This is a genomic window from Rhodococcus sp. 14-2483-1-1 (assembly GCF_002259335.1).
In the GTDB taxonomy this organism is placed as follows: Bacteria; Actinomycetota; Actinomycetes; order Mycobacteriales; family Mycobacteriaceae; genus Rhodococcoides.
Map to the genome: position 1 here is coordinate 114,778 of NZ_NPFX01000024.1, position 13,217 is coordinate 127,994.

The 13,217-nt window shown below is 60.4% G+C and carries 2 protein-coding genes; both read left to right on the forward strand.

The features are described 5' to 3' along the window. Positions 1-82: 82 nt before the first annotated feature. Positions 83-11,695 carry a non-ribosomal peptide synthetase gene (locus CH294_RS25915; protein WP_254923896.1) on the forward strand — a complete coding sequence of 3,871 codons (11,613 nt, stop codon included), beginning with the start codon at positions 83-85 and terminating at the stop codon, positions 11,693-11,695. Further along, positions 11,664-13,127 (forward strand): methylmalonyl-CoA mutase family protein, encoded by a 1,464-nt coding sequence (locus tag CH294_RS25920; RefSeq protein WP_032364855.1) that lies wholly within the window; start codon positions 11,664-11,666, stop codon positions 13,125-13,127. The genes CH294_RS25915 and CH294_RS25920 overlap by 32 nt, the downstream gene beginning before the upstream one ends. Positions 13,128-13,217: the final 90 nt, after the last annotated feature.

The following is a 13,217-nucleotide window of genomic DNA, read 5'->3' on the forward strand; positions in this document are numbered from 1 at the left end:
AATCTAACGCTGAGGGTGGTCACCCGAGTGGTTCGCAAGGAAGTGTTTTGCTGGGCGCTGAAAGGGTTGAGCATTGATCCCGTTGTCTTTTGCGCAGCGTAGGCTGTGGTTTATCCACCAGTTGGAGGGATTGTCGTCAACTTACAATATTCCTCTGGTCTTACGCCTGACTGGTGAGCTCAGTGTTCATTCGCTGGGCAGGGCAATCGGCGATGTCGTGAGTCGACACGAAAGTTTGCGGACTGTTTTCCCCTCCCATGAGGGTGTGCCGGAGCAGCGTGTTCTTGGCTCGGCCGACGCAGACTTCGGCTGGGACGTAGTCGAAGCGTCAGGGTGGTCGACAGACGCGTTGAACGATGCAGTCGCACAGGCAGTGGGATACAAATTCGACCTCAGCTTTGAGATTCCGTTCCGAGCGCAGCTCTTCAGACTATCGGCCGATCAGCATGTATTGGTGCTCCTGATGCATCACATCGCGTCAGACGGCCAGTCCCTCACGCCCCTCGTACGCGACGTCGGGCTGGCGTACAGGGCCCATGTGGGCGTAGAGGTGCCTGCCTGGGTGCCGTTGCCATTGCGATATCGGGATTACACGCTCCGTCAGCGTGAGTCGCTCGGCGACGAGTCCGACCCCGACAGTGCGCTGAGCCGGCACCTCCTTTACTGGAAGAACACGCTAGCCGGATACGAGGGGCGGCTTGAGCTCCCAACCGACCGCCCTTATCCGGTCGTGGCCGACTATCGAGGCAATCGAATCCCCATCGAATGGCCCGTGTCGATGCAAGAGCAGGTGCGACAGTTGGCCCGGGAGCATCGTTCTACCGGCTTCATGGTGATTTCGACGGCGCTGGCGGTGCTGTTGTCCGAACTAAGCGGCACCTCCGATGTCGCTTTCGGTGTTCCAACTACGGGCCGACGTGACGCTGATCTTGCGGAGATGGTCGGTTTCTTCGCCAACACAGTAGTGCTCCGCGTTGATGTGTCTGCCAGTTCGACGTTCCGTCGCCTCTTGCAAAAAGTACGGGACGCGGTTTTGGACGCATTGGCCCACCAGGATGTCCCGTTCGACGCGCTGGTGGATCTCGTCAAACCTGCTCGGTCACAATCGCATCACCCACTGGTCCAGGTCATGCTCGGATGGCAGAACCAGATCTCCACGGAGTTGGACTTGCCGGGGGTGCTGGCAGAGGCGGTACCCACCATTTCTCGACAGGCCCGGATGGACTTGACCTTCAGTCTCCGGGAGCGGTACTCCGAGTTCGGCGAGCCGCAGGGAATCGACGGAGTGGTCGAGTACCGCTCTGATGTCTACGACGCTGCATCGGTCGAGACCATGATCGTCAGGCTTGGGCGAATCATCGCCGAGATGATCGCCGTGATCGACCAGCCAGTCATCTCGATCGACGTACTAGACAGAAACGAACACACTCATCTTGACCGCCTGGGCAATCGTTCTGCGCACTCTCAGACTGCCGCCAGTATATCCATAGCCGAACTGTTTGCAGCACAGGCGAATCGAGCGCCGGAAGCGCACGCCATGGTTTTCGAGGATCAGGTATGGACTTACAGGGAAGTTGACGAGGCCTCCACGCAACTGGCACATCTACTAGCCGTTCGTGGGGTACGCGGAGGAGAAGTTGTTGCTCTCATGCTCCCGCGTTCCAACAAGACAGTAATCGCGATCCTGGCAGTGTTGAAACTGGGCGCAACCTATGTACCCATTGACATCAAGCACCCCGATGAGCGGGTGGCGTTCATCTTGGGCGATGCCGCTCCAGCTGCCCTCGTGACCACTGCCGAACTGACTTGCCGGGTAGACTGTTTTGGTATCGAAGTTGTGGATGTCGACGACGACGCGATTGCCGTGCAGCCGGTTACGGCTCTGCCTGCGCCAGAGGCCGGCCAAGTCGCGTACATCATCTACACCTCCGGTACCACCGGTGTCCCCAAAGGGGTTGCCGTTACCCAGGCGAGCGTCACGCGATTGTTCAGCTCGACGGCTCCGGGGTTCGTGCCGTCCTCAAACCAGGTGTGGTCACTCTTCCACTCCTACGCGTTCGATGTGTCGGTATGGGAGATGTGGGGCGCGCTGCTACACGGTGGCCGACTGGTTGTCGTACCTGGAGAAATTGCCCAGTCCGCCAACGACTTTCATCAACTACTGCGAGACCAGAACGTATCCGTTCTGAGTCAGACACCGTCAGCATTTTATGCTCTGCAGGCAGTCGACATGCGCCGGCCGGGCGAGTCTCGGCTGAGCGGTCTAGAAGCGATTGTCTTCGCAGGCGAAGCTCTCGAACCGTCGAAGTTGCGACCTTGGCTAGATCAGCTGGATTCCTGGCCGCACCTGATCAACATGTACGGCACCACAGAGACCACCGTCCACGCATCGTTCCGGAGGATCGTTTCTTCTGACCTCGACAGCCATGTCAGTCCCGTGGGCGGTCCGCTTGCTGACCTTGCCTTCTTCGTATTGAATACCGGTCTCCGCCGCGTGCCGGTAGGAGTAGTCGGAGAGTTGTATGTGGCAGGTCATGGTGTCGGCCTGGGCTACTTGAAACGCATGGGGCTGACGGCGTCGCGGTTTGTTGCTTCTCCGCTCGGCCCGCCGGGCTCGCGGATGTACCGGACGGGTGACGTAGTGCGGTGGAACCGCGAGGGCGAGCTGGAGTATGTGGGCCGCTCGGACGACCAGGTGAAGATCCGTGGTTTTCGTGTTGAACCGGGTGAGGTCGAGGCTGCTCTTTCCCGTGTCGCGGGGGTGGAGCGCGCCGCGGTCGTGGTGAGGTCTTCGAGTTCGGGCAAGCAGCTGATCGGCTACGTCGTACCTGCGGAGACCGGTCCAAAAGTAAATGGTGCTGTGGTGCGTGGTGATGTGGCCGCGCACCTACCGGAGTACATGGTCCCCACAGTGGTGATGATCGTCGATGACCTACCGCTTACGGTCAACGGCAAGTTAGACAAGCAGGCATTGCCGAATCCAGAGTTCGCAGGCGGATCCTACCGAAATCCGTCGACCTTGGTTGAGGGAATTTTGGCTGAAATCTTTGCGCGTGTGCTGGACCTACCGCGGGTAGGGGTGGACGACTCGTTCTTCGACCTCGGCGGAAATTCGCTATCGGCGATGCGAGTGATCGCGGCCGTGCAGGAGTCGTTTGATTCATCGATCGGCGTGAAGGCGCTCTGGGAAGCCTCAACGGTATCGGGGTTCGCACGGTTGGTGGGTGGATCGCCGGGTGGCGGCGTGGCATGGGTCCCAGTAGCTCGTCCCAAGCGATTGCCGTTGTCGTTCGCTCAGCGTCGGCTGTGGTTCATCCACCAGATGGAAGGGCAGTCGGCGACGTACAACATACCGCTACTGATTCAGATTACCGGTTCTTTGGATGTCTGTGCGCTGCGCGCGGCGATCGCTGATGTTGTGGAGCGGCACGAGAGTCTGCGGACAGTGTTTCCAGCGGTGGCTGGTGTGCCGGAGCAGCGTGTCCTTGCAGCTGAGACTGACTTCGACTGGGACATCATTGACGCCACCACCTGGACGGAACTTCAAATATCCGACGCAGCGCGTGTTCGGGGTCAGCATGCTTTCGACCTAGCCGAAGACCTTCCTTTCCGCGCGGCGCTGTTTGTCGTGTCTGCCACTGACCATCGTCTGGTCGTGGTCATGCACCACATTGCAGTCGACGGGGGGTCACTTCCTCCGCTCCTGCGTGACCTATGGAGCGCCTACGGAGTCCGCGCTGCGGGCGAGTCGCCTTCCTGGTCGCCACTTCCCGTCCAGTACGCCGACTACACGCTTTGGCAACACGCTCTGCTGGGTGACGAAGCGGATTCGCAAAGCGTGCTCGCCGGGCAGTTGAAATTCTGGGAACACGCCCTGAAAGATCTACCCAGCAGGTTGGAGCTTCCCACGGACCGGTCGTACCCGGCGGAGACCGACACGAATGGGGGTCGAGTCGTCGTCGACCTGCCCGCGGATTTCCATGAATTGGCGCAGCGGATCGCGCGGGAACGCAATGCGACGACGTTCATGGTGATGTCGGCGGCGCTTTCGGTGCTGTTGGCGCGTTTGAGCGGGAGCGCGGATGTGGCGTTCGGGGTGCCGACGGCGGGGCGGGGGCGAACCGAGTTTGACGGCATGGTCGGGTTTTTCGTCAACACGCTGGTGTTGCGTACGCGGGTTTCAGCCGAGATGAACTTCGGTGATTTGTTGGAGGAGGTACGGGAGCGGAGCCTGGACGCGTTCGCGAACCAAGATGTGCCGTTCGATGCGCTTGTCGAGCGCCTCAATCCGGTCCGTACGCAGGCTCACCATCCGTTGATCCAAATCCTGTTCGCCTGGCAGAACGACCCGGTCCCCGACATCTCGGTGCCGGGTCTCGACGTGGAGACGGCGTCAGTCGACATCGGAGCCGCTCGAATGGACCTGGCATTCAGCCTGCGCGAGCGGTTCACTGCGGACGGTCAGCCCGATGGGATCAGCGGAATCGTCGAGTACCGCACCGACATCTTCAACGCCGAGACCGTAAAGCGCATGGCGGCTCGGTGGCAGCAGCTATTGATTGCGATGGCGGCGGGCCCGGATCGTCCTTTGGCTTCGTTCGACATCCTGGGTGAGGATGAGCTGACGCAGCTGGACGTACTGGGTAACAGGTCGGCTGTGACGGAGTCCGTTGCTGGCGTGTCGATTCCGGAGTTGTTCGCCGAGCAGGTGAGGGTGCGGCCGGACGTCATAGCGGTGGTGTTCGAGGGTCGGTCGTGGACGTATCAGGAGTTGGACGACACATCGACGCAGTTGGCTCATTTGTTGGCTGGGCGTGGGGTGGGAGTAGAGGACGTTGTTGCACTGTTGCTGCCACGTTCGGAACACACTGTGATAGCCATACTTTCGGTGCTGAAGCTGGGTTCTGCTTACTTGCCGATCGACATCAACACCCCTGACGAGCGCCTGGCATTCGTTCTACAAGACGCTGCGCCGGCCGCGATTTTGACCACGGTGAGCCTCGCTGGTCGCGTCAGTAAGTCCGGGGTCCCACTGATAGATGTCGAGGATCCCAAGGTCGCTGAACAGCCGACGACGACGTTGCCGGTGCCGAATGCTGACCTCCTCGCGTACATCATCTACACCTCAGGAACGACAGGCACACCCAAAGGCGTCTCGGTCACCCACCGCGGCGTCAATGACCTCATCGCTACCCACATCGCGCGCCTCGCCAATGTCGAGGACCCGACCACCGGCACTCTGGAACCCCACCACCACGTATGGACGCTGTTCCATTCATACGCATTCGACTTCGCGGTCTGGGAGATGTGCGGCGCGCTTCTGCACGGGGGACGGCTGGTCGTGGTTCCCGAAGAGGTTGCCTACTCTCCTTCCGATTTCCATAACCTGCTCGTAAACGAAGAAGTAACGGTGCTGACCCAGACACCCTCGGCGTTGGCACGGCTGTCTCCCGAGGGGCTACCGTCGATCGCGCTACTTCTACTCGGGGGAGAGACGTGCCCAGCCCAGCTAATCGAGCGATGGGTGACGCCTGAGCGAGCCGTGATCAATGCTTATGGCCCGACCGAGTGCACCGTCTACGTTTCGATGACCGAACCGCTAGTCCCTACAGGGGCAGTGCCGATCGGTGCCGCTGGCTCCGGCACTGCGTTGTTTGTGTTGGATTCCGGTTTGCGGCGGGTTCCGATCGGTGTGGTTGGTGAGTTGTATGTCGCGGGGCGGGGTGTGGCACGCGGTTATGTGCGACGGCCGGGCTTGACGGCATCGCGATTCGTCGCGTGTCCGCTCGGCCCTTTGGGTTCGCGGATGTATCGCACCGGCGATCTGGTTCGTTGGAATCACGACGGCGAGCTGGAGTATGTGGGTCGCTCTGACGATCAGGTGAAGATTCGTGGTTACCGCATCGAAATCGGTGAGATCGAATCGGTGCTCCGGACGGCCCCCGGAGTAGGACAGGCTGCGGTCGTCGTCCATGAGGACCACCCAGGGTACAAACGGCTGATCGGCTACGTCGTTCCCCACACAGACTGGGCGGGCGAGTTGGATGGCAACCAATTGCGCCGCTTGACCGACGCGTGGCTGCCCGAATATATGTCGCTTGCGGCGGTCGTGGTCCTCGATGCATTGCCCATGACGAGTAACGGCAAGCTTGACAAAAAGAGGCTTCCGGTACCTCAACTAGGACAATCGAACCAATACCGAGCACCGACTACTCCACTCGAGGAGAGCCTGGTTGACATCTACGCGCGCGTACTGAATGTGGAGAAAGTTGGAGTCGACGATTCGTTCTTCGATCTAGGCGGCGACAGCATCTCGTCCATTCAGGTGGTGTCCCGGGCCCGGCAAGTCGGTTTGTACTGCAAGCCCCGCGACATCCTGGTGGAGCGAACCGTGGCACGACTTGCCCACGCTCTCCAGCTCTCGGTCCCGGAGCAGTCTCTCCTTCGGCCGGCTGAGGCTGGGCCCGTCACGGCAACGCCGATCATGCGGTGGCTGGCATCTCTCACGGCACCGACAGACGAGTTCAACCAAACCATGTTGTTCCAGGGGCCGCAGCAGGCGAAGTACAGCGACGTGGTGTTGTTACTACAGGCATTGGTCGATCGGCACGCCATGCTCCGGTTGCAGGTGGACAACGCCCCGACTGAGGACGCGGACAACTGCATCGTCCTACCAACAGGCTCGATCAGCGCAGCCGACTGTGTAACCCCCGTCGTGGACTTCTCCGATACCACGTTTGCCAATGCCTTGAGCCGTCTTGACCCGCGTCGAGGAGCCATGGTGCATGGGCTGTGGGCTGAGCGCACCCGCCAGCTGTTGCTCATCGTCCACCACCTCGCGGTCGACGCGGTCTCCTGGGGAATCATCCAAAGGGATCTCGCAACGGGTTGGCGCTGCCTCACCGAGCGGCGAGAAATTACCCTGGATGCCAGCGGCACCTCGTTCCGTGAGTGGTCAACGATGTTGGCGCAGTACGCTGCCGAGCGGAAAGTCACTGACCAGCTTCCGCATTGGCAGCGCATTGAAGCCGTTGCCACCCTGCTGCCCAGCCCGCACCCGACTCCTGGTATCTGGCGCGATGTGGAGCATCTGTCGGTCAGCATCGACACGGAGCTAACCGAAGTGCTGGTAACCGACGTGACTGCGGCTCTGCACATCAACGTTCAGGATCTGCTGCTCATCGCACTCGGTTCTGCCCTCGCTGAACAGCACCAGCACTTCGACGTCCCTTTCCGCATCGACGTGGAGAGCCACGGACGTCGCGATGAAATCGGCAGTGGGATCGATTTGACCAACACCGTCGGATGGTTCACCGCAAAGCACCCGGTCGCTTTGAACGTCGTACCCATGGACCGTGACACTGTTCTGACCGGGGGCTCGGACATGGGTATCTGGATAAAGGACGCCAAGGAACAGCTGCGTGCCCACCCCGACGGAATCACCTACGGTCTTCTCAAGTATCTAGGCACCAACAATCTGTCTGGCGTAGATCCCGCCATCGGCTTCAACTACCTCGGCCGGCGCAGCGTGAGCCAGCTCGACGCACCCCTCGAAGATTGGCGGATCCTCGGACCGACTGAATCGCCTGATGCTCGACGCTTTGGTTCCCGCTCGATGCTGTTGCCGCACACAGTCGGCATCAATGCAGCCGTGCTAGCCGAAGGTTCGCAGTCAGAACTACACGTGTCCTGGAGTTGGACGAGCACACAGGTGGATCGCTCCTATATCACCGAGCTGTACGCGCGCTGGTATGACGTTCTAGCTGGAATTGCGGCGTACGTGCAGAACGGCGGCGGAGGACTGACTCCCTCCGACGTCCTGCCGGCGGTGGTCAATCAGCGGCAGATCGATCAACTCGCACAAATCGTGGAACCAGCAGACCTTCTCCCGCTGACTCCGCTTCAAACCGGGCTGCTTTTCCATCGCCGTTCCGGCAGTAATGAACCCGTAGAGCTGTACACCGTGCAACTGGGTATCGAGATTGCTGGCGTACTCGACGTGCCGCGCTTGCGCGAGGCCGCTCATACAGTCGTCGGACGCCACCCCAACCTAATGGCTCGGTTCGTCTCCGAGGGTTTCCCCGAGCCGGTGCAGATCATTCCGACACGCCCAGACATACCGTGGACGGTAGTTAACGGCTACGAGTGCGATCAGAGGCTGCTGGATGCAGAGCTCGCCGCCTGCGGCAACCTCGTAGATGAGGCACCGCTACGGATTCTCCTTCATCAGACTGGGACGAATAAGCACACGCTGGTGCTATCCGTCCATCACATCGTGGTGGACGGTTGGTCAATCCAGATTCTGCTCAAAGAGATGTTCGCCGTCTACGAACGGGAGACTCTGGCACCCGCGCCCACCTTCCGAAATTACGTCGAGTGGCTATCCGCCCAGGACTGGAGCGCGGCGCGGCGGCATTGGCAGAAGCTGCTGGCGGGACTTCAAACGCCGACCTTGTTAGATCCAGGAGATCGCTTCACTGATGCGCGATCGCTGTTGCGAGTCGACCTCCCTATCGACGTCACGCGTTCTGTTGAGCAGTTGGCTCGCTCGCAAAACACGACCATGAACATCGTGCTACAGGCCGCCTGGGGCCGTCTGCTGGGCGCATTGACTGGCAGCGGAGACGTCGTCTTCGGCACTACCGTATCGGGGCGGCCAGCAGAACTGTTCGGCAGCGAGTCGGCGGTGGGCATGTTCATCAACACCGTCCCGGTAAGAGCATCCCTGACCGCGACGACGACCACGGCTGAACTGATCGGCATGCTGCGGGACGACTACCACGATGGGCTAGACCACCAGTTCGTGGCCCTGGCCGATATCCAGCGCGCCGCGGGACATCAACAACTGTTCGACACCCTCTTCGTCTACGAGAACTACCCACTGAGGATGTCCGGCGGGCAGCTCGAGACAAACGGACTGAGCGTACGCATAGCCTCAAGTCGCGAGTTCACTCACTATCCAATCGCCTTACAGATCTGGCCCGGTCCACAGCTGAGGGTGCGGCTGGAATACCGCATGGCGGTCCTCGACGAGCGGTTGGCCAAGCAAATCCTGGTATGGCTCCAGACACTATTGATTGCGATGGCGGCGGGCCCGGATCGTCCTTTGGCTTCGTTCGACATCCTGGGTGAGGATGAGCTGACGCAGCTGGACGTACTGGGTAACAGGTCGGCTGTGACGGAGTCCGTTGCTGGCGTGTCGATTCCGGAGTTGTTCGCCGAGCAGGTGAGGGTGCGGCCGGACGTCATAGCGGTGGTGTTCGAGGGTCGGTCGTGGACGTATCAGGAGTTGGACGACACATCGACGCAGTTGGCTCATTTGTTGGCTGGGCGTGGGGTGGGAGTAGAGGACGTTGTTGCACTGTTGCTGCCACGTTCGGAACACACTGTGATAGCCATACTTTCGGTGCTGAAGCTGGGTTCTGCTTACTTGCCGATCGACATCAACACCCCTGACGAGCGCCTGGCATTCGTTCTACAAGACGCCAAACCAGCAGCAATAGTGACAACGGTAGCGCAATTGCACCGGGTCGATGAGAGCAAAGTGGCAGTCGTGACCCTCGGGGGCAGGGTCACCGTCGAACCTCCCACTGTCACCTTTCCATTCCCCCATCCAGAACTGACGGCCTATGTCATCTACACCTCAGGAACGACAGGCACACCCAAAGGCGTCTCGGTCACCCACCAGAACGTGACGCAACTGTTCACCAGACCCGCACGGACGTCCGAATTGTCGCCAGGACAGGTGTGGTCGATGTTCCATTCGTACTCGTTCGATGTGTCGGTGTGGGAGATGTGGGGCGCTCTGCTGCACGGTGGCCGCTTAGTCATAGCCTCTGAGGACACGGCCAACTCTGCCACCGACTTTCATGACCTACTTGTGAACGAAAGTGTTTCGGTTCTGACCCAGACCCCGTCCGCCCTCGGCCGGCTGTCACCGCAGCGGCTGAGCGCATTGAGGACCATTTTTGTGGGGGGTGAGGCGTGCTCGCCCGAACTTGTCGATCGGTGGGCTTCAGGCCGAGAAATGATCAACTCCTACGGTCCTACCGAAAGCACCGTTTACGCCTCTATGAGTGCGCCCATGAAGCCTGGTCATGGAGCTCCTATCGGTACGCCGGTGCCGGGTGATGCGTTGTTTGTGTTGGATTCCGGTTTGCGGCGGGTTCCGATCGGTGTGGTTGGTGAGTTGTATGTCGCGGGGCGGGGTGTGGCACGCGGTTATGTGCGACGGCCGGGCTTGACGGCATCGCGATTCGTCGCGTGTCCGCTCGGCCCTTTGGGTTCGCGGATGTATCGCACCGGCGATCTGGTTCGTTGGAATCACGACGGCGAGCTGGAGTATGTGGGTCGCTCTGACGATCAGGTGAAGATTCGTGGTTACCGCATCGAAATCGGTGAAGTGGAAGCAACACTCGCTGCCTTGACCGGAGTGGAGCGTGCGGCAGTGGTGGCCCGTGATACCGATACCGGCAAGCAGTTGATTGGCTACGTCGTACCTACCGAGGTGTCTGCGGGAATCGATGGTGGGGCGCTGCGCGAACGAGTTGCCGCGCGATTGCCTGCGTACATGGTTCCGGCCGTGGTGATGGTCATCGACGAGTTGCCGTTAACTGTCAACGGCAAGCTGGACAAATGGGCGTTGCCCGAGCCGCAATTCGCCAGCGGCGTTCACAGAGCGCCGTCATCTCCGGTTGAAGAAATTATCTCCGGCATTTTCACGAAGGTTCTCGACCTGCCGCGAGTCAGCGTGGACGACTCCTTCTTCGACCTGGGCGGCAACTCGCTCTCTGCGATGCGTGTCGTAGCCGCCGTGCAGGAAACCTTCGACTGTGAAATCAGCGTCCGTGCACTCATGGAAGCCCCCACCGTAGCGGGCCTGAGCAAACAACTCTTCAACTGGTCCAGTTCCGACGAGATACCTCAGGTCGTGAAGTTGTGCCGAGGGCCAGGGCGTCCACTTTTCTGCATACACCCTGGTGGGGGCGTCAGCTGGGCGTACCGCGCCTTGGGAAGCATCGTGCAGCGCCCAATATTCGCTATTCAGCAAACCGTCGACGGCGAACGTCCGCGTACGGTCCGCGAAATGGCCGGCGAGTATGCCGACCTCGTCCAGTCAGTCCAGCCCGATGGGCCCTACGACCTGCTGGGATGGTCCTTCGGTGGTGTCGTCGCCCACCAGATGGCTACCGTGCTGGAACGGAGAGGGGCGCACGTACGTCGGCTAATACTGTTGGACGCAGCTCTAGTAGAACCCGGTACGACACGCTCGCCAGACGCGGATTTCAATGAGACCGACGTCCTGCGGCATTTCGTGTCCAAGAACGTCGACCTGCCCGATCTGAAAGAATTGACCTCTTACGAGCAGGCCACGGAATGGCTGGAAACTCATTCGTCACTCGGCGCAGCTATTCCGCCAGCTTGGATGATCAGCCACGTCGTTCGCAATCTCCGATTCAATTCTGACCTCTGGCACGGCCACACACCGGACCTATTCGGGGGCGGCGCTGTGGTGTTCCAGGGAAGCGATCACGAACGCGATCCAGGTTATTCAAGAGACTGGACACGTTTTATCGCTCGTCCAGTCACGGAGATCGCAGTGGAGTGCGAACACAACGACATGTTGAGTCCCGATGCGTTGGACGCCTACGGCGACCGGCTGCGTGCAGAACTGGAAGGCGACGATTATGAGTAAACCAGGCGAGTTTCCTTATGAGGCAGGTATTCATCCCAAGGGCTATGTGTCTAGGCCATGGACGATCAGGCAATTGGCTGGGCTTGGCGACGGCGTAGACACCAATAGGCGGTTCCATTATCTCCTCGACCAAGGCGAGACAGGTCTTTCGTTGGCTTTCGACCTGCCCACCCAGCTCGGACTCGACCCGGACGATCCAACGGCTGCCGGTGAGGTCGGTCGCGCCGGGGTCTCGGTGTCCACCGTCGACGACTTGGCCGCAGTGTTCGACGGAATACCGCTGGATCAGGTGTCAGTCTCTTTCACCATCAATGCGACCGCACCGATGATCTTGGCCCTATGGATCGTGGTTGCCGAAGAATCAGGCGTCAACCCTGCGCTATTACGTGGCACTTTGCAGAACGAAATGCTGAAAGAGCACGCGGCTCGCAAGGCGTTCGTGTTCGACTTGGACGACAGCTTCCGCTTCTCGTTAGACGTTATCGAGTACTGCATACGCAACTTGCCCAAGGTCAATCCGGTATCGATCTCGGGTGGACACGCCCGTGAAGCCGGTGCGAGCCGAGCAATGGAAGTGGCGCTCGGCATCGCTGATGCGGAGACGTACTTGCAAGGGATGCTGGAGCGGGGGTTTACCGTCGACGAGGTCGCACCCCGGCTCAGCTTCATCTTTGGGACCCATATGGAGGTTCTTGCCGAGGCGGCCAAGTTCCGTGTCCTACGCAGGATGTATGCCCGCCGCATGGTGGACCTCTTCGGCGCTGCTGACGCGAAGTCGAGCCGCATGCGTGTTCAGGTCAATACTTTCGGCTCCGCTCTCGCCGCCTCCGAACCGCTCAACAACATCGCGCGTACGACCATTCAGGCCGTAGCGGCCGTCCTCGGCGGGGTGCAGTCTCTGCATGTGTGCGGCTTCGACGAGGCCGAACAAACGCCTGGGCAGCTATCGGCACGCATTGCGCTGAGGATTCAGCAGATCATCTTGAAGGAAACCGATCTAGCCAGATACGTCGACCCCCTCGGCGGGTCCGAGGCAATAGCTCGCATCGCCGATGAAATCGAAGCAGAGGCTACGGGGTGGCTAGATGACATCGCTGCCCATGGTGGCTTGTTGGACTGTCTGCGCAGTGGCTGGCTGGAATCGCGCATTGACGACATGGCCTACGCCACCCGCGGCCCCGTCGTCGGCGTCGTCGAAGCCGAGAGTTCCGAAGAAGAGGAGTGGCTCACTGAAAGGCAACTGCGTTCGGGTGTCGTACCGGGCCGCCGCCGTCCCTTCGAGCGCGGGGTTTGTAGCGCAGAACTACGTGCTGTGACCGATGACGTGGCCGCGGGCCGCAATGTCATGAATTCGATGATCGCAGCAGCACGGGCTCGGGCCAGCATCGGCCAAATGCAACGGGCGGTGGCAGAAGGGCTCGAATCGAAATGACCGCATCTAACCGGAGCAGCAGCAGTCCGGGTCAATCCCGTACCCAAACACACTCAAGGGTGCAGCCAACTGACCACTCGGATGGGGAGC